Source organism: Citrobacter sp. RHB21-C05, from assembly GCF_013889015.1.
In the GTDB taxonomy this organism is placed as follows: domain Bacteria; phylum Pseudomonadota; class Gammaproteobacteria; order Enterobacterales; family Enterobacteriaceae; genus Citrobacter_A; species Citrobacter_A sedlakii.
The window spans coordinates 3,409,446-3,428,602 of the sequence record NZ_CP057611.1; the positions used below are offsets into that span (position 1 = coordinate 3,409,446).

Sequence of the window (19,157 nt, forward strand, 5' to 3'; positions counted from 1 at the left end):
GCTCCCTTGTCTTGTTATAGAGGCAGTATTTCGTCGCAAAAGAAATTGATAAAGGAATTAAAAAGTCTTGCTAATAGCAAAGCGTTTTTAGAAAAAAATCGGCAATGGTTAGTGATTTCGCGCATTACCCCAAACGACGTCGCTGTCAGGTTGCATGACGTTTTTGTTACATCCATTCCATAACTACGCCTGATTGATTGCCAGCGCAGCGGCGGCAGGCATCATAGCGATATGATCCGGCAAGAGAGCAAAAAGATGATACGTGTGGTGCTGGTGGACGACCATGTGGTGGTGCGATCCGGTTTTGCGCAGCTACTGAGTCTTGAAGACGATCTGGACGTCGCGGGCCAGTACAGCAGCGCGGCAGAAGCGTGGCCTGCGCTGCTGCGCGAGGAGGTCAACGTGGCGGTGATGGATATCGCCATGCCGGATGAAAACGGCCTGAGCCTGCTGAAGCGACTGCGGGCGCAAAAACCGCAGTTCCGCGCCATTATTCTCAGTATTTATGACTCGCCGACCTTTGTGCAAAGCGCGTTGGATGCAGGCGCCAGCGGCTATCTCACCAAGCGTTGTGGACCGGAGGAACTGGTTCAGGCCGTACGTTCCGTCGGCATGGGCGGGCACTATCTCTGCGCCGATGCGCTACGCGCGCTGCGCGGCGGGAAACAGTCATCACCGGTCCTGGAAGCGCTTACGCCACGCGAGCGCGAGGTATTCGACCTGCTGGTGAAGGGCGATAGCGTGAAAGCGATCGCCTTTAAGCTCGACCTGAGCCATAAAACGGTACATGTGCATCGCGCCAACGTGCTCGGCAAGCTGAACTGTCACAGCACCATTGAGCTGGTGCATTTTGCGCTCGACCACCAACTGCTGGCGGGGCACTGATGTCGCGCGGCGTTCGCCACGTCGTCATTTCGCTGTTTATCCTGCTGGCCTGGGGAACGGGCTGGCTGATGCTGTGGACGCTCAGTTTTTACCTGACCCACAACGGTCAACAAGCGGCGCTGTTTTTACCGCACGGCGTTTATCTGGCGCTGCTGATCCTGCTTTCGCGTCGTTACTGGCCCGCGCTGGTCTTACCCCCCATAGCGATGCTCTTCTGGCTGCACAGCGAACACTTACTGAATGGCTATCTGCTGACGACCGCACCGTTGATCGGCCTGCTTCCCGCCAGCCTCGCACAGCAGTACTGGCGCCGTTTCCCACTTTACTGGCAGCGACTCACCCTGCTGCTGGCGACGGTCACCGTCGCTTCTCTTCTGAATACTGTCCTGCTTTCTCCGTTTGTGAAAAGCCCGGCATTACTGCTCGGGCTGGCTTCATTTACTGGCGGCGTACTGCTGACGCCGTTTGTTTATCTGATTTTTGAATTTCTTCGCCAGCAGCACCGTTATCATCTGCTGGGGCTGGACACCACTAATCCACCGCTGCGCACCTCGCTGATTATCTGGTGCAGCCTGTTTTTTATCATTGGCATCGGTACCCAGATGGTGCTTTCGCCGGAAATTGAACGGCTGCTGCTGATTGTGGTCTTTCTCCCCAACGTCGTGATGGCATGGAAATTCGGCTGGCAGGGCGGCGTGCTTTCTGGCCTGCTCGGCAGCATGATGATCACCCTCGCCCGTCAGGTTGGGGTTGGATTCAGTAACCTGATTGAGCTGGAGATCTTCCTCGCCACCCAGTCGCTGCTGGGCATCGGGCTGGGGATCGCCATCAGCCGTCAGCAGCATCTGGCGCAAAACCTGCACCATTACCGGCAACGGCTGGAGGCCGAACTGGCGGCGCGACGGGCGCTGACTGAAAAGCTGATCCATACAGAGGAGGACACGCGTAAAAATCTGGCGCGCGAGCTGCACGATGAAATCGGCCAGAACATTACCGCCATACAGATCCAGTCACAATTAGTAAAACGGGCGCGCGATCCGGCGCAAACCCAGGCCGCCGCCAGCCAGATTAACGAACTGGCCCGGCGCATTCACCACTCTACCCGTCAGCTTCTGCGCCAGCTTCGACCGCCCGCGCTGGATGAACTGTCATTCAAAGAGGCGCTGCATCATTTGCTCAACGAGTTTGCTTTTCAGGAGCGCGGTATCCGCTGCCGGTTTGACTATCAGTTGCCCTCCACGCCCGAAAGCGAAACGGTGCGCTTTACCCTCTACCGTCTGTTGCAGGAACTGCTGAACAACGTCTGTAAGCACGCCGCCGCCAGTGAGGTCTCGATTGTTTTGCGCCAGCGCGGTGAGACGGTGTATCTGGACGTAAAAGACAACGGCGTGGGCATCGACGTGGCGCGCATGTCTGGCTTCGGTATTCAGGGAATGCGCGAACGCGTCAGCGCGCTCGGCGGTGAACTGACCCTGGAGTCCCGGGACGGCACGCGGGTGAGTGTTAACTTGCCCACAAATTTGCAACAAATCGCCTTTTAACCAGGAAAAAGTCTTAGTCACTCCGGACTTTCTCTCATCCCCTTTCGGTTTCATTTTTTTATAGTCAGAAAAACGGAGACGGTATGCACGCACGCCCAGCGATTGACATTGAACAACGTTACCGGACGCTGCGCCCGAGATTACTGCTGTGCATGGTGATTGGCTACGCGGCGTTCTACCTGACGCGCAAAAGCGTGAACTATGTGTTACCTGCGTTACAAACCGAGCTGGGGCTGGATAAAGGCGATATCGGTCTCCTGGGATCGCTGTTTTACCTCAGCTACGGGCTGTCGAAATTCACCGCCGGACTGTGGCACGACAGCCACGGACAGCGTGGATTTATGGGCGCGGGACTTTTCGCTACCGGCGTGCTGAACGTCGCGTTCGCGTTTGGCGAGTCACTGACGCTTCTTCTTGCTGTCTGGACGCTGAACGGATTTTTTCAGGGCTGGGGCTGGCCGCCGTGCGCCCGTCTGCTGACCCATTGGTATTCACGCAATGAACGCGGTTTCTGGTGGGGCTGCTGGAACATGTCGATCAACATCGGCGGGGCGATTATCCCGCTGATTAGCGCCTTTGCCGCCCACTGGTGGGGCTGGCAGGCGGCGATGCTGACGCCGGGGATCATCAGCATGGCGCTGGGTATCTGGTTAACACTGCAACTGGCGGGAACGCCCCGCGAAGAGGGATTACCGTCAGTCGGCGCCTGGCGTAACGACCCGCTGGAACTGCGCCAGGAGCAGTTAAGCCCGCCGATGGGGCTGTGGCAGATGCTGCGAACCACCATGTTGAAAAACCCGATGATTTGGTTGTTAGGCGTGTCGTATGTGCTGGTGTATCTCATCCGCATCGCCCTGAACGACTGGGGCAACATCTGGTTGACCGAGAGCCACGGCGTCAATCTGCTGAGCGCCAACGCCACGGTTATGCTGTTTGAAGTGGGCGGACTGCTCGGCGCGCTGTTTGCTGGCTGGGGGTCAGATTTACTGTTCAGCGGCCAGCGGGCGCCGATGATTTTGCTGTTCACGCTGGGGCTGATGGTGGCCGTCGCCGCGCTGTGGCTGGCGCCGGTGCATCATTACGCGCTGCTGGCGGTCTGTTTCTTTACGGTGGGTTTCTTTGTCTTTGGCCCACAAATGCTGATCGGTCTTGCTGCGGTGGAGTGCGGACACAAAGCAGCGGCCGGGTCGATCACCGGGTTTCTCGGCCTGTTCGCCTATCTGGGAGCAGCGCTGGCGGGCTGGCCTCTGTCGCTGGTCATAGAACGCTACGGCTGGTCGGGGATGTTCAGTTTGCTCTCGATCGCCGCGGTATTAATGGGTTTACTGCTGATGCCCCTGCTGATGTCGGGCATCACCACCCCACTCAGTCAAAGGATAAAACAATGAAAATGACCTTTACCTCTACCCTTATTGCCTCTGCCGTGGCGCTGGCAACACTTTCCGGCGCGGCGCAGGCGAAAGGCCGTCTGGTGGTCTATTGCAGCGCTACCAATGAAATGTGCGAAGCAGAAACCAAAGCTTTTGGGGAAAAGTACGACGTGAAAACGTCATTCATCCGCAACGGCTCGGGCAGCACGCTGGCGAAAGTCGATGCCGAAAAGAAAAACCCGCAGGCTGACGTCTGGTACGGCGGTACGCTTGATCCGCAGTCTCAGGCTGGGGAAATGGGTCTGCTGCAACCGTATAAATCGCCCAACCTTGAGCAGGTCATGGCACAGTTCCGCGACCCTGCCAAACTGAAAGGAAATTATTCGTCGGCGGTGTATGTGGGCATTCTCGGCTTTGGCGTTAACACCGAACGCCTGAAAGAGAAAAACCTGCCGGTGCCAAAATGCTGGAAGGATCTGACTAAACCAGAATACAAAGGCGAAATTCAAATTGCCGACCCGCAAAGTTCCGGAACGGCGTACACCGCACTGGCGACTTTTGCGCAACTGTGGGGGGAAGATCAGGCCTTTGATTACCTGAAACAGCTAAACAGCAACGTTTCTCAGTACACCAAGTCCGGCATCGCCCCGGCGCGAAACGCCGCGCGCGGTGAAACGGCTATCGGTATCGGCTTCCTGCACGACTACTCGCTGGAAAAAGAACAAGGCGCACCGCTGGAGCTGATCTCCCCGTGTGAAGGCACCGGCTACGAAATCGGCGGCGTCAGCATTCTGAAAGGCGCGCGCAATCTCGACAACGCCAAACTGTTCGTCGACTGGGTGCTGTCGAAAGAGGCGCAGGAACTGGCATGGAAGAAAGGTAAGTCTTATCAGATCCTGACCAATACCACCGCGGAAACGTCACCTAACTCACTGAAACTCGACGGCCTGAAGCTGATCAATTACGACATGGATAAATATGGCTCAACGGATGTTCGCAAAGCGCTCATCAATAAATGGGTCAGCGAAGTGAAAATGGGTAAATAAGCCCACTTTTGCGGTCATGCCGGGTGGCGGCTACGCCCTACCCGGCCAGGATCTCCCTCAACACCGGAACCGCTATGTCACACACACTTGCACGCCATTCCGTGAAAAAACGGGATGCGGTATTCCTTTGGGTATTGCTGAGCTGGCTGGCATTTGCGCTGCTGCCGAGCTGGAGCCTGGATTATGGCCTGCTGGAGTCGACGCGCGATGAGATTGTCGACGCCTACGGCTGGTCGCAGGTTAATGTTAGCTGGCTGTGGTATCTGCTGCCAGGCCTGCTGCTGATACGTCCTTTTCAGGAAGCCACGCGGGAGCAGCGCAACCGCCATTACCTCGACGCAGGCTGGTCGTTATTCTGTATGGCGTTTGTCGTCATCAGCGCCACTGTGGAAGGTCGCGGCTTAGGCTACGCGACCCTCGTGCTGTTTGTGGCGCTGGGCGCGATAATGACCCTGGCGCTGACCCGTCTGGAATGGCTGGGCGGCGACCGTTTCGTCATCGGCTCGCTGGTCGCCATCGTGGCGTTGATTGGCGTGTTTATCGTCTGGCCAAGCATCGCTATTTTTATTCCGATGTTCACCGGCGATACCGGTGAATTCGCGCCGCTGGCGTTTATGACCGTGCTGTCACAGGCACACATCATTCAGGTCATTATCAACTCTATCGCGCTGTCGATAGCGGTGGGCGTCGGCTGCACGTTTTTTGGTCTGGTGTTGGCGATTTACACCACCCGTATCGCCCGCCGCAGCGCCATTATTGGCCGTATTTTTTCAATATTGCCGATCGTCACCCCGCCGTTCGTTGTGGGGCTGGGGGTGACGCTGATGATGGGCCGTTCCGGCTATGTCACTGAATGGATGGTCGACTGGTTCGGGCTGACCAACACCAACTGGCTGTACGGTTTTACCGGCATCTGGCTGGCGCAGGTGCTGGCGTTTACCCCAATGGCGTTTATGATCCTCGATGGCGCGATTAAAACCATTCATCCATCGCTGGAAGAGGCCTCCTATACCCTGCGCGCCAGCCGCTGGCAGACGTTTAACGGCGTGTTTGTGCCGCTGCTCAAACCGGCGCTGGCGAACGCGTTTCTGATCGTCATTGTGCAGTCATTGGCCGACTTCAGTAACCCGCTGGTTCTCGGCGGTAACTTCGACGTTCTGGCCACGCAAATCTACTTTTACATTACCGGTTCACAACTGGATTATCAGGCCGCCAGCACCCTCGGCGCGTTCTTGCTGCTCTTTTCGCTGCTGGTGTTCTGCGTCCAGTACATGTGGATCGGTAAGCGCTCCTATGTCACCGTGTCCGGTAAATCGTATCGCGGTGATGTGCAACCGCTGCCGGTGACGCTCGTGTGGAGCGTGGTGGTGATCCTGGCGGTGTGGGTGGCCTTTAACGCCCTGCTCTACGGCAGCATTTTCTACGGCAGCTTTACCGTTAACTGGGGCGTGGACTACACCCTGACGCTGGATAACTTTATTAAGCTGTTCGGCCAGGGCATGAGTGACGGCGCATGGCCTTCGCTACTGGATACCCTGCTTTACGCCGGGATTGCCGCGCCAATCACCGCCGCCTTCGGGTTGCTTATCGCATGGATCGTGGTGCGCCAGCAGTTCAAAGGCAAGAAGACCATCGAGTTCACCACCATGCTGTGCTTTGCCGTACCCGGCACCGTGGCGGGCGTGTCGTACATTCTCGCCTTTAACAGCGCGCCAGTGTATCTCACCGGTACGGCGGCGATTGTCATTATCTCAATGGTGATGCGGAATGTGCCGGTAGGGATTCGCGCCGGAATTGCGGGTTTAGGACAAATCGATAAATCGCTGGATGAAGCTTCGCTCAGTCTGCGCGCCGGGAGTTTACGCACCATTACCCACATTCTGCTGCCGCTGCTGCGCCCGGCGATCCTCTCAGCGCTGATCTACAGCTTTGTGCGCGCCATTACCACCGTCAGCGCCATTGTGTTCCTCGTGACGCCGGACACCCGGGTGGCGACGGCCTACATTTTAAACCGCGTAGAAGACGGCGAATACGGGGTGGCGATTGCCTACGGTTCGATTCTGATCGTGGTGATGCTGGCAATCATTTTCATCTTTGACTGGCTGATCGGGGAAGCGCGTATCTCCCGTTCGAAAGCGAAAAATCAGGCGTAATGGAGCGCACTATGAGTCAGAAAAATTTTGTTGAACTGCGCAACGTCACCAAACGATTCGGCAGCAACACGGTGATCGACAATATCACTCTCACGATTCCGCAGGGACAAATGGTGACGCTGCTCGGTCCCTCCGGCTGCGGTAAAACCACTATTCTGCGTCTGGTCGCCGGGCTGGAAAAACCGAGTGAAGGGCAGATTTTTATCGATGGCGAAGATGTTACCCACCGTTCCATTCAGCAGCGCGATATCTGTATGGTATTCCAGTCCTACGCTCTGTTCCCGCATATGTCGCTGGGAGAAAATGTCGGCTACGGCCTGAAGATGCTCGGCGTCTCACGCCAGGAAGTCAACGCCCGGGTGAAGGAGGCGCTGGCGATGGTCGATCTTGACGGCTTTGAAGCGCGCTATGTCGATCAGATCTCCGGCGGCCAACAGCAGCGCGTGGCGCTGGCGCGCGCCTTGATCCTCAAACCAAAGGTGCTGTTGTTCGATGAGCCGCTGAGTAACCTCGACGCTAACCTCCGGCGCAGCATGCGTGACAAGATCCGCGAACTGCAAAAGCAGTTTGATATTACCTCACTGTACGTCACCCACGATCAAAGCGAAGCCTTTGCCGTTTCCGACACCGTGCTGGTGATGAACAAAGGACATATCATGCAGATCGGTTCGCCGCAGGAACTGTACCGCCAGCCCGCGTCACGTTTTATGGCGAGCTTTATGGGCGATGCCAACCTGTTCCCGGCCACCTTCACCCCGGAAGCGGTGAATATTTACGGTTATCGCCTGCCGCGCCCCGCGCACTTTGTGGCTGAAGGCGCCGGGACCGTGGGCGTGCGTCCGGAAGCGATCACCTTAAGCGATCGTGGGGAAGAGAGTCAGCGTTGCGCCATCCGGCACGTGGCCTATATGGGGCCACAGTACGAAGTAACGGTGGAGTGGCACGGGCAGGAGATTTTATTACAGGTCAACGCTACGCGCTTACAGCCGGACGTCGGCGAGCAGTACTACCTCGAAATCCACCCGTACGGCATGTTTATGTTAGCGGACGCGGCGTGATCGTTGCCGGGTGGCGCGACGCCACCCGGCGCACCCTCAGCGACGGGCGTTTAATTCGGCAATATCCTTTGGCGTTGTCCGGCAGCAGCCGCCTATCAGCTTCGCCCCCGCCGCTAACCACTGCGGCAAATAATCCGCCAGCGTCTCGCACGCTTCACCATGATGATGCCAGGTTTTGCTCACCGCATCGTAATGCTCACCCGAATTCGGGTAAATCACCAGCGGCAGCGCCGTTACGCCGCGCAAATGCTGTAACGCGGCGGTGGTGTTTTCCAGCGCGATGCAGTTAATGCCAATCGCGACCACCTGCGGATAATGATTAAGCCACTCGGCCACCTCCTGCAACGGCGTGCCGTCGCTCAGATGTTCACTGTCGCGTAGGGTGAAAGAGAACCATGCGCGGGCGCGCGGGTAGTCGGTCAACAGCGCCGCCAGCGCCTGAATCTCAACAAAGTTAGGCAGCGTTTCACAGGCCAGCAGATCGGCGCCAGCATCCAGTAGCGCCTCAACGCGCGGACGGTGGAAGGCCTGAAATTGCTCGGGGGTGCGCACGTAGTCACCGCAATATTCCGACCCGTCCGCCAGGAACGCGCCATACGGGCCGACCGATCCCGCCACCAGCAGCGTGCCCGCCTGCGGATTTTCCGCCAGCCAGGCTTCGCGAGCTTTACGCGCCAGCTCCACGCTTTTGCCGATCAGCGCTTTGGCCTGCGCTTCATCCAGTCCGCGCGCCGCGAACCCTTCCGGCGTGGCCTGGTAGCTGGCGGTAATCGCGCACTGGGCCCCGGCGCGAAAATAGTCCAGATGCACTTCGCGGATCAGCTCCGGGTTTTCTACCAGCACCCTGGCTGACCACAAACTGTCGGTAAGATCGCACCCCCGCGCTTCCAGCTCCGTCGCCATTGCCCCGTCCAGCAACAGAAAATCGTGCTTTTCGAGAATGGCGCTTAACGGATTATTCTGCGACATGTTCAGACTCCTGTTGTTTATCTCGCGATTGAGTAAGGAAATAAACACCATAACACAGCGCCACAAACGGTAAACCGCACCACAGCGCAATTCTCTGACTCGGATCGAAAGCCAGCCCGATACAGGCCACCAGGCAAAGGACGAACCCGGACACGGGCACCAACGGATACCAGGGGGCGCGATACTGTAGCGCATCAAGCGTTTTGCCCTGCTGAACGTGACGACGACGAAAAACAAAGTGTGACGCGCAGATACTCAGCCACACCGCCACCACAGCAAAGCCGGAAATCGCCGACAGCGCGACATAGACCGTATCCGGCGCGACCACGCTGGAAAACAGCGCCAGCACGCCGCCGAGCATACTCACCGACAGCGCGGTAAGCGGCACGCCATTGCGGGTCACCCGCGCAAAACAGGCGGGCAGCGTGCGCTCGTTAGACAGCGACCACAGCATCCGCCCGGACGCGTACAGCCCGGAGTTTGCCGCCGACAGGATCGCAGTCAGGATCACGAAGTTCACAATATCCGCCGCGTAAGGAATGCCCACCTTCTCAAACACCAGCACAAACGGGCTTTTTTCAACCCCCGCCTGCTGCATTGGGATCAGCGCCGCCAGCACGAACACGGTGCCGATAAAGAAAATGATCAGCCGGGCAATGGTGGTACGAATCGCCACCGGGATGACTTTTTGCGGGTTTTCCGTTTCACCGGCGGCAATGCCGATAAGCTCTGTGCCGGAAAAGGCGAAATTCACCGCCACCATGGTCATCAGAATCGGCAGGCCGCCGTGCGGGAACCAGCCTTCGGCGGTGATATTGCTTAACCCCGGCGCGGGAGAACCGTCCTGCATCGGAATGATACCGAAAATCGCCGCTCCGCCAAGAACAATAAACGCGATGATGGTGATCACCTTCACCAGTGAAAACCAGAACTCGCCTTCGGCAAAAAAGCGGGTGGACACCACGTTCAGGCCAAATATCACCAGACAGAAAATGACACACCAGATCCAGACGGGTACCTGGGGAAACCAGTACTGCATACAGAATCCTGCGGCGGTAAAGCTGGAGCCGAGCGCCACAGTCCAGGTTAGCCAGTAAAGCCATGCCACGGTGTATCCCGTCGCCGGACCGAGGTAGCGCGCGGCATAGACGTGAAACGCCCCGGTTTCCGGCATCGCGACCGACAGCTCGCCAAGGCACTGCATCACCAGCCAGACCACCAGCGCGCCAATCAGATAAGCCAGCAGCGTCCCTGCCGCCCCGGTGGTCGAAATAATGTATCCGGTATTAAAAAATAAGCCGGTACCGATTACGCCGCCCAGAGACAGCATAATCAGATGGCGGGTTTTCATGGTGCGCTTCAGTGGCGCATGTTGTTGTGTTGTTTGCATATAACCTTCTAAACGTATGGACATCTAAACATCCAAAGAAGGTTTGTTATACCGTGTTTACGGGCGGAATGCAAAACTCAACCAGCCGCCAGGCGGCGCGATGTCCGGCTCATCAGTACAAACACCGCCAGTCCCGCCAGCAGGATCCCTGGCGCTGACGCCGCCATCACGCCAACGGTACCGGTGCCGAGCGCCAGCATTTTCCCGGCCAGCAGCGGCCCGCTCATCGCTCCGAGGCGCCCGACCGCCACGGCGGTGCCGACCCCTGTCGCCCGAATGTCGGTACTGTAGAACAGCGGCGCCAGCGCGTAGAGCACGCTTTGCCCGCCGGTGGCGAACAGCCCGGCGATGAATCCGGCCATCAGCATACCGCTGAAGGAAGAGACGGTGCCCAGCGCCAGCAGCGAGGCCAGCATCCCGCTATAGATCAGAAGCGACATGGCCAGCGGCCGCAGCTTGTCCATCAACGCCCCGAGGATCAGCGTGCCTGCCGCCGCGCCGATTTGCAGGGAAAACATCACCCGCGCCGCCTGCGAAGGCTGGAATCCCTGTTCCACCAACAGCATCGGTAACCAGTTGATCAGCATGTAGACCACCAGCAGGGTGAAGAAATAGCACAGCCAGAGCAGCAGCGTGGCGCTGGCCGTCGCCGGGGCAAACAGCGCGCGCAACGGTGGCGCGCCCGGGGTTTGACCGGCAAATACTGCCGACTCGGGCAGCCAGCGCATCAGCAACGGCACCAGCAGCAGCGGAATCACGCCGCCCACCCAGAAGACGGTCTGCCAGGCCGTTGCGACACCGGCAAAACCGAGCATTGCCGCCAGCGCGGCGCCAATAGGCACCCCGCAGTACATCAGGCTGACCGCCGTGCCGCGAAAGCGTGGCCCCGCGGCTTCGGAGGTGAGCGCAATCAGATTCGGCAGCGCGGCGCCCAGGCCCACGCCGGTCATCAGGCGGGCAAACACCAGCGTGAAGAAACTCCACGACAGGGCGGTCGCCAGCGAAAACACGCCGAACAGCGCCACGGAGGCGATCAGGACGCGCTTGCGTCCATAACGATCCGCCAGCATGCCACCGACCAGCGCGCCGGGTAACAGGCCGAGGATCCCGGCGCTGAAGATCCAGCCCATTTGCATGCTATCCAGCGAGAATGCCCGGGCGATGCCCACGGCGGCGATACCGGCGGCCTGGAGATCGAGCCCTTCCATCAGGGCGACCAGAAAACACAGCCCGATGGTCAGCATCAGGCGCGATGTAGCGTAGGGACGAGGATGCATAAGATCTCTCTCTGAGTTCACGGGGCAGGTGAATGGCGGCTGATACGTTGCCAGCCGCATCATTCTTATTTATTGACTGTTGCGCAGATCCAGCGCCACATCGACGATCATGTCTTCCTGGCCGCCCACCATCCGGCGTTTCCCCAGTTCGACGAGGATGTCGACCGCGCTCAGGCCGTAGCGTGCCGCCGCCACTTCGCAGTGACGCAGGAAGCTGGAGTACACGCCGGCATAGCCCAGCGCGAGGGTTTCGCGATCCACGCGCACCGGGCGGTCCTGTAACGGGCGCACCAGATCGTCGGCGGCGTCCATCAGCGCATACAGATCGGCGCCGTGCTGCCAGCCGAGCTTATCGGCCGCGGCAATAAAGACCTCCAGCGGCGCGTTGCCCGCTCCGGCTCCCATTCCCGCCAGGCTGGCGTCAATGCGGTCACAGCCCTCTTCCACGGCGGCGATCGAATTCGCCACCCCAAGACTCAGGTTGTGATGCGCGTGCATGCCGGTTTCTGTTTCCGGCTTCAGCACCGCTTTCAGGGCGCGGAAGCGATCGCGAATGTCCGTCATGTTCATTGCGCCGCCGGAGTCGACCACATAGATGCAGGTCGCGCCGTAGCCTTCCATCAGCTTCGCCTGCCTGGCCAGATTTTCCGGCGTGGTCATATGGCTCATCATCAGGAAACCGACGGTGTCCATTCCCAGCTCACGGGCAGAGTGAATATGCTGAGCGGAGACGTCCGCCTCGGTGCAGTGGGTCGCCACGCGCACCACCCGCGCCCCGGCCTGATACGCATTTTTCAGGTCGTGAATCGTGCCGATCCCCGGCAACAACAGCGTGGCGATTTTGGCATGTTTCACCACCTCCGCCGCCGCTTCAATCCACTGCAAATCGCTGTGCGCGCCAAAGCCGTAGTTGAAGCTGGAGCCTTGCAGGCCGTCGCCGTGGGCGACCTCAATCGAATCCACCCGCGCGTCGTCGAGCGCTTTCGCAATCTGGCGCACGTTTTCCAGTGAATACTGATGACGAATGGCGTGCATGCCGTCGCGCAGGGTCACGTCCGAGATGTAGAGTTGTTTACCGTTCATGCTGCTTCTCCTGCCCGACGCGTCAGCGACTGCGCCATCTTTTCAGCGGTCGCCAGCGCGCTGGAGGTCATAATATCGAGATTGCCCGCATACGCTGGCAGGTAGTGCGCCGCCCCTTCCACTTCCAGATACACCGCGGTTTTCAGCCCACAGAACTGTCCGATGCCCGGCAAATTCACTGGTTTATCCTCAGGAATGACCTCAAACTGCACGCGCTGCTTCAGGCGATAGCCCGGCACGTAAGCCTGCACTGCGGCCGCCATCTCGTTGATGGAAGCTTCCACTTCCGCCTGCGAGGCGGCGTCGCTCAGCACATAGACGGTGTCGCGCATCATCAGCGGCGGTTCGGCCGGGTTAAGCACGATAATCGCTTTTCCCTTCGCCGCACCGCCCACCGCCTCAATGGCTTTCGCAGTGGTTTCGGTGAACTCGTCAATGTTTGCCCGCGTTCCCGGTCCGGCGGATTTACTGGCGATCGAGGCGATAATCTCGGCGTAATGCACCCGCGCCACGCGGGAGACCGCCGCCACCATCGGGATGGTCGCCTGCCCGCCGCAGGTGACCATGTTGACGTTCTGCTGGTCGACGTTGGCCGCGAGATTGACCACCGGCACGCAGTACGGGCCAATGGCCGCAGGCGTCAGGTCAATCAGGCGAATGCCCGGCTTCGCTTCGCGCAGGGCGGCGTCGTTTTTGACATGCGCCCCCGCGCTGGTGGCATCGAACACAATATCAATGTCGGCAAATTCCGCCATCGCCATCAGCCCTCGTACCCCGTCGTGGGTGGCGACGACGCCCATGCGGCGGGCGCGGGCCAGTCCGTCCGATTCAGGGTCGATACCGACCATCACCGCCATCTCCAGATGCTGACCGTGACGCAAAATTTTAATCATCAAATCGGTGCCGATATTGCCGGAACCGATAATGGCAACCTTACACTTACTCATGACTGACTTCCTTCTGTGGTCGCCGCGGAAAACGTGACGGCAACCGAACCAATACCTGCAATATGGGCGGCAAAGGTGTCGCCCGCGTTGACCGCGACCATCGGCCCCAGCGCCCCGGTCAGAATAATGTCGCCGGCGCGCAGCGGCTCGCCGAGGCTGGCCATTTTGCGCGCCAGCCAGACGGCGGCGTTCAGCGGATGCCCCAGGCATTCGCTGCCGCGCCCGCTGGACACCTCTTCGTTATTGCGCGTCATGTGCATGGCGCAGTTTTTCAGATCGACTCCGGCCAGACGCTGCGCCGGGCCGCCGAGCACATACACGCCGCAGGAGGCGTTGTCCGCCACGGTGTCGACAAACTGAATCGACCAGTCGCGGATGCGGCTGCCCACCACTTCCAGCGCGGGCAGCACCCATTCAACGGCGCCAGCCAGTTCATCAAAGGTGGTGTCAACGTGCGGCAGATCCCGGTTAAGCACCAGCGCGATTTCCGCTTCGATGCGCGGTTGCAGCACGCGGGAAAACGGGATGGTCTCGTTGTCGCCGTAGCACATGTCGGCGAACAGGGTGCCGAAGTCCGGCTGACTCACCCCCAGCTGCTGCTGGACTTTCGGGTGCGTCAAGCCGACTTTGCGTCCGACTACCCGGCGCCCCTGCGCCACGGCGTGTTCAACATTGATGCGCTGAATGGCATAGGCGGCTTCCGCACTCTCCACGCCCGGCCATTCACGCACCGGCGCAATGGCTTCGCCCTGCTCTTCTGCACGCCGCAACGCTGCGGCGATTGGTTCAAGGATAGTGTTCGACATAACCGTTCCTTATGGGCGCGCGAGGAAATTGAGCACCAGTTGGTTAAAGGCGTCCGCATGTTCCCACTGCGCCCAGTGGCCGCAGTCGCGATAGATATGCAGTTCGGCACCGGCAATCCCGGCGAGCAGGCGCAGACCGGCGTCCATCGGCACAAAGCGGTCGTTGCGCCCCCAGACAATCAGGGTCCGGGCGGTGATTTCGCTCAGGCGCGGCGAGAAGTCGGGGAATTGCTTCGGGTTCGCCTCCAGACTTTTAATAAAGTTGTCCAGATGATCGCGGCGCGACAGCATATTGTTCAGCCGCGCTTCAAACAGCGCGTCGGTCAGGTCGCGGGGGTCATGGACGAAGATGTTCATCATCTGTTTCAGATTGTCGATGGTCGGCTCGCGGTAAAGCTGATTCAGCCGCTTAATGCCTTCCGTCGGCATTGGCGTGAACAGGCTCATACCGCCGGTTCCCCCGCCCATCAGCACCAGCCTGCCGACGCGCTCCGGCCAGCTCAGGGTGAAGGCGACGGCGCTGTGGCCGCCCATTGAGTTGCCCAGCAGGTGGACGTTCTGAATGTCCAGTTGGTCGACCACGCTTTTCAGAATGCGGGCATTGAGATCGGATCGTGACCCGGTATTGACGATCGAATCGCTCTTGCCCCAGCCCGGGCAGTCGAGCAGGATCACGCGATAGCCCGCTTCCACCAGCGGATCGATATTGCGGCTGAAGTTGGCCCAGCCCGTGGCCCCCGGGCCGGAACCGTGCAGCAGAACGACGGTTTCGTCGCCTGCGCCGCAGTCGTTGTAATGGATGCGTAGCGTTTTACCGGCTTCCTCAACGTTGAGAAAACGGCTGGTCGCGGCTTCGGTTTGCGGTTGATAACTCATGATGTTCTCCTGCCTTTCAGTTCAGTGTTCTGGCGCTCAGCGAGCCAAATCCGGCGATCCACTCCGGGATCGGGCGATAGTAACGACCTTCGCTTCGCCAGGCGCCAAAGGCGGAAATGGCGGCGAAAGCGGCAACCCAGGTTTTAATTTCGTGGGTGGATTTGCCCGCGATCGCGGACAGCTCTTCATTGCTGACGGCATCCAGTTCGGCAATACGACCCTGTTCGAGCAGCGACATAAACCGGTTGTCCCAGATGGGGTTCAGCGGGTGCAGCGTTTTCTGATCTGCAACAAACTTCTCGGCGGCGCCGATCACCCGCTGCTGACGCAGCTCACGCTCCCCGGCAGGCAACTGTTTGCCACTGCCCAGCAGGCGATCGCGCATATGGGCGTCGGCTTTCGCCAGCTCCGGCACCGGCGGCTGGTGCGACAACCCGCCGGACCCTAAAAACAGCACCCGCTTATTAAGCGTGCTGGTGAAACGACCAATCGCTTCCCCCAGCATCCGGGTACGCTGAAAGCCCGGCAACGGCGCGGCGACGCCGTTGATAAACACCGGCAGCACCGGCACGTTGTCCAGCCCGCCGAGCAAAAACTCCAGCGGCTGGGCAAAGCCGTGATCGACCTGCATGCAATACGAGACGGCGAGATCGATGCCGTTTTTCATCACCGCGTGGGCGCAGGCTTCGGCCAGTTCAGTCGGTACCGGCAGTTCCCCCGCCGCGCTACCAAAATCGCCAATCGCCGTCGCGCCGACGCCTAAACAAAACGGCGGCATGACGTCATAGAAAAACCCGTTGTAGTGATCCGGAGCGAACAGCACCACCAGTTCGGGATCAAACGCGGCGATCCGCGCGCGGGCACTGGCGATAACGCCGTTGACCTCGTCCAGCACGGCCTGCGCCGGGTCGACATAGCCCACCAGCGGCGAGTGGGAAAGACAGTGAAGATAAGCGTGCATATCAGGCCACCTTTTCGACAGGAAGATTGGCATCCGCGCGGGTCAGCGTCATCACTGACGCCAGGGTATTGAGCGTGGCGCCGAGGGTTTGAGGAATGGCGACAGCAGCGACAAAGCGGTCCGGGCGCATCACCACCAGCGAGACGTTATGCCGTGCGAACCACTCGCGCAGACGCCCCTGCGCGTCGCCGATACGGATCACCCCGTCGTGGCGGTCCTGCGGGGTGCCAATCTGCACCTCCGGCACCACCTGAATAAAGCGCGTGCCGGTGGCGCGCCACTGCCGAATCTGCGCTTCGCTCATCCCCCACAGCGGGTTACAGCCCCAGCCGATCACCGCGAAGTTCGCGCCGATGACGTTATCCAGCAGCGTCACCTCTCCCGTCTCCAGCGTGACCTTCGGCTGAATAAACATCTTGCCGACGGGGGACGTTGCGACCTCGCCTTCACGCACCAGCGCGCCGTCGTGATACTGCGGCATCGGCTTGAAGCGCATTTCGAGAAAGTAGCGTTTCACCGGCGGCAGGTAGTTCAGCAGCCAGGAGGCGCCGTCACGCACCGTGCCATGCCAGCGCTTCGGCGGCGCCAGCACGTTGCCGGCGGTCACTGAGAGGTCAATCATCGCTTTTGCGTGATCGCGGCGTTCCTGCTGGTAGGTATCGAGCAGCGCGTCACTCGCTTTGCCGTCGATCACCAGCGCCAGCTTCCAGGCGAGGTTAAAGGCGTCGCGCATGCCGCTGTTATAGCCCTGCCCCTGCCAGACCGGCATGATGTGCGCCGCGTCGCCGGCCAGCAGCACGCGATCGACGCGGAAGCGATCGGCAAGACGGGCGTTATGGGTGTAGACGCGCTGACGGATCAGCTCGACGTTGTCCGGGTTCGGCAGTACCTTGCTTAACAGCTGACGCATGTTTTGCGGCTCGCTGAGCTGCGCCTCGGTCTCCCCTGGCATCACCATAAATTCAAAACGCCGCACCGCGTGGGGTAGTGCGGCGGAAACGTAAGGCCGCACCGGATCGCAGCACAGATAGACATGCGGCGTGCTGAGCGGATCGTTGGCAATATCGACCACAATCCACTGGTTCGGCGCGGTTTTCCCTTCGAACGGCACGTTCAGCGTGCGGCGCACCAGGCTCGCTCCGCCATCGCAGGCCACCAGCCACTGTGCTTTGACCGTTTCCCGTTGCCCCTGCGCCGTTTTCAGGTTGAGCGTCACCTCGCCATCCTGCTGGCTGAAGGCTTCCAGCTCGCGAGAGAACAGACAGCGCACATTGGGAAAGCGCGACAGCCCCTCAAGCAACACCGCATCCACCTGCGGCTGGATAAACGCGTTGCGCCGCGACCAGCCGAACTCATCGGTCATCGGCTGAATATCAGCAAAGCAGCGGCCTTTTGGCGTAAGAAAGCGCATCGCGTGGTGTGGCGTGGTATGTGGCAACACCTTCTCCACCAGCCCGACGGACTGCATGGTGCGCAGCGCCTCATCGTCAATGCCGATGGCGCGGGGATAGTCGATGAGCTTATCAAGCTTTTCCACCACCAGCACCTCGATGCCCATCTGACCAAGATAGTTGGCCATCATCAGTCCGACCGGCCCCGCACCGGCTATGGCGACCTGAACGGTATGGTTGACGGCGGGTTGAATATCAGGGGTTGTTGACATGTTGTACCTCACGATTCGGACAAAACGGCGGGGCTGAGTCAGTTAGCCATCGCACTTTTTTGTTAAAAATATGTGAATACTTTTTTATAGTGTTGTCAGTATAAGAAGGGCTTTTTGCGCTACAATCAAAACATGTCAGAACGTGCACCAGGTGCACATCTTTGTTTTAACTATAAATATGTCAATAAACATGAAGAATGATGAGCAGACGGAATACAAAACCGTTCGCGGTTTAACGCGCGGCTTAATGTTATTAAATATGTTAAATAAACTCGATGGCGGGGCCAGCGTCAGCCTGCTGGCGGAGCTGAGCGGCCTGCATCGCACCACGGTGCGCAGGCTGCTGGAGACATTACAGGATGAGGGATACGTCCGGCGCAGCCGGTCTGACGACAGCTTCCGCTTAACCATTAAAGTGCGCCAGTTGAGCGAAGGATTTCGTGACGAACAGTGGATTTCTGCACTGGCGGCGCCGCTGCTGGGCGATCTCCTGCGCGAAGTGGTCTGGCCGACCGACGTGTCGACGCTGGACGTTGACGCGATGGTGGTACGGGAAACCACCCACCGCTTTAGCCGGCTGTCGTTTCACCGCGCGATGGTCGGGCGGCGCCTACCGCTGCTGAAAACCGCTTCTGGCCTGACCTGGCTGGCGTTTTGCCCGGAAAACGAGCGTCAGGCGCTGATAGCGATGCTGGCGGCGCGTCCGGGCGAAGAGTACCAACTGGCCCGCGAACCCCGCAGGCTGGACGCCATTCTTGCCCGCACCCGCCAGGCGGGCTACGGGCAAAATCATCGTGGCTGGGATGAAGAGGAGAAAATCGCCTCTATCGCCGTACCGCTGCGCAGCGAGCAGCGGGTGATTGGCTGTCTGAACCTGGTGTATATGGCCAGCGCGATGAGTATTGAGCAGGCGGCAGAGCGGCATCTTGCGGCGTTACAACAGGTGGCGCGACAAATTGAGGAAGCCGTAGAGTCGCAGGCGATTCTGGTGGCCGGACGGTGAAACGGGTCACATTTTTACCTCGACCCTGCGCCTGTTGACCGGAACGCGCGCGCGCTCATCCAGTAGGTCATCTGGCCCAATCTCATCGCTATTCGCCCATTTGCCCACATTTTTTCCTCGCGCCCTCTA

The 19,157-nt window shown here is 59.5% G+C and carries 16 protein-coding genes; 7 read left to right on the top strand and 9 right to left on the bottom strand.

What is annotated here, in order from left to right:
* Positions 1-255 precede the first annotated feature (255 nt).
* The 6 genes from HVX72_RS16365 to fbpC all read left to right on the top strand — a co-directional run bounded on the left by HVX72_RS16365 (position 256) and on the right by fbpC (position 8,053).
* A complete protein-coding gene (locus HVX72_RS16365; RefSeq protein ID WP_042286212.1) occupies positions 256-885 on the top strand; it encodes a response regulator transcription factor in 630 nt (209 codons plus the stop codon).
* On the top strand, positions 885-2,426 hold the full coding sequence (locus tag HVX72_RS16370; RefSeq protein WP_181821892.1) for an MASE1 domain-containing protein: 1,542 nt from the start codon (positions 885-887) through the stop codon (positions 2,424-2,426). Before HVX72_RS16365 ends, HVX72_RS16370 begins: the two co-directional genes overlap by 1 nt.
* A gap of 83 nt (positions 2,427-2,509) precedes the next feature.
* Positions 2,510-3,814, top strand: a complete 1,305-nt coding sequence (gene uhpC / locus HVX72_RS16375) for an MFS transporter family glucose-6-phosphate receptor UhpC (RefSeq protein WP_181821893.1) — start codon at positions 2,510-2,512, stop codon at positions 3,812-3,814.
* Positions 3,811-4,842: an ABC transporter substrate-binding protein gene (locus tag HVX72_RS16380; RefSeq protein WP_181821894.1), complete on the top strand. Its 1,032-nt coding sequence runs from the start codon at positions 3,811-3,813 to the stop codon at positions 4,840-4,842. The genes uhpC and HVX72_RS16380 overlap by 4 nt, the downstream gene beginning before the upstream one ends.
* A 74-nt stretch (positions 4,843-4,916) precedes the next feature.
* Positions 4,917-6,995, top strand: coding sequence for an iron ABC transporter permease (locus HVX72_RS16385; protein WP_181821895.1), 2,079 nt, complete (start codon positions 4,917-4,919; stop codon positions 6,993-6,995).
* 11 nt (positions 6,996-7,006) lie between these two features.
* On the top strand, positions 7,007-8,053 hold the full coding sequence (gene fbpC / locus HVX72_RS16390) for a ferric ABC transporter ATP-binding protein (protein WP_042286092.1): 1,047 nt from the start codon (positions 7,007-7,009) through the stop codon (positions 8,051-8,053).
* A gap of 36 nt (positions 8,054-8,089) precedes the next feature.
* Here fbpC and mmuM read toward each other — a convergent pair whose 3' ends face one another.
* The 9 genes from mmuM to HVX72_RS16435 form a co-directional block, all read right to left on the bottom strand.
* On the bottom strand, positions 8,090-9,022 hold the full coding sequence (gene mmuM, locus HVX72_RS16395) for a homocysteine S-methyltransferase (protein WP_181821896.1): 933 nt from the start codon (positions 9,020-9,022) through the stop codon (positions 8,090-8,092).
* The gene (gene mmuP, locus HVX72_RS16400) at positions 9,009-10,412 is read right to left on the bottom strand and encodes an S-methylmethionine permease (RefSeq protein WP_181821897.1); all 1,404 of its coding nucleotides are present in this window, start codon (positions 10,410-10,412) and stop codon (positions 9,009-9,011) included. The genes mmuM and mmuP overlap by 14 nt, the downstream gene beginning before the upstream one ends.
* A gap of 77 nt (positions 10,413-10,489) precedes the next feature.
* A complete protein-coding gene (mhpT, locus tag HVX72_RS16405; protein WP_181821898.1) occupies positions 10,490-11,689 on the bottom strand; it encodes a 3-(3-hydroxy-phenyl)propionate transporter MhpT in 1,200 nt (399 codons plus the stop codon).
* Between the two features lie 69 nt (positions 11,690-11,758).
* Positions 11,759-12,772, bottom strand: coding sequence for a 4-hydroxy-2-oxovalerate aldolase (gene mhpE, locus HVX72_RS16410; protein ID WP_181821899.1), 1,014 nt, complete (start codon positions 12,770-12,772; stop codon positions 11,759-11,761).
* On the bottom strand, positions 12,769-13,719 hold the full coding sequence (gene mhpF, locus HVX72_RS16415; protein WP_181821900.1) for an acetaldehyde dehydrogenase: 951 nt from the start codon (positions 13,717-13,719) through the stop codon (positions 12,769-12,771). The genes mhpE and mhpF overlap by 4 nt, the downstream gene beginning before the upstream one ends.
* Positions 13,716-14,525 carry a 2-keto-4-pentenoate hydratase gene (mhpD, locus tag HVX72_RS16420; RefSeq protein WP_181821901.1) on the bottom strand — a complete coding sequence of 270 codons (810 nt, stop codon included), beginning with the start codon at positions 14,523-14,525 and terminating at the stop codon, positions 13,716-13,718. Before mhpD ends, mhpF begins: the two co-directional genes overlap by 4 nt.
* A 9-nt stretch (positions 14,526-14,534) precedes the next feature.
* Positions 14,535-15,401, bottom strand: coding sequence for a 2-hydroxy-6-oxonona-2,4-dienedioate hydrolase (gene mhpC, locus HVX72_RS16425; RefSeq protein WP_181821902.1), 867 nt, complete (start codon positions 15,399-15,401; stop codon positions 14,535-14,537).
* Between the two features lie 16 nt (positions 15,402-15,417).
* Complete coding sequence (gene mhpB / locus HVX72_RS16430) at positions 15,418-16,362, bottom strand: 2,3-dihydroxyphenylpropionate/2,3-dihydroxicinnamic acid 1,2-dioxygenase (RefSeq protein ID WP_060569105.1); 945 nt, start codon at positions 16,360-16,362, stop codon at positions 15,418-15,420.
* A 1-nt stretch (position 16,363) separates the two neighbouring features.
* A complete protein-coding gene (locus HVX72_RS16435) occupies positions 16,364-18,025 on the bottom strand; it encodes a bifunctional 3-(3-hydroxy-phenyl)propionate/3-hydroxycinnamic acid hydroxylase (RefSeq protein ID WP_181821903.1) in 1,662 nt (553 codons plus the stop codon).
* Positions 18,026-18,215: 190 nt separating this feature from the next.
* Here HVX72_RS16435 and HVX72_RS16440 point away from each other — a divergent pair, with 190 nt between their 5' ends.
* Entirely contained in the window at positions 18,216-19,028 is an 813-nt protein-coding gene (locus tag HVX72_RS16440) for a DNA-binding transcriptional regulator (protein WP_072014967.1), read from the top strand.
* The last annotated feature ends 129 nt before the right edge of the window (positions 19,029-19,157 follow it).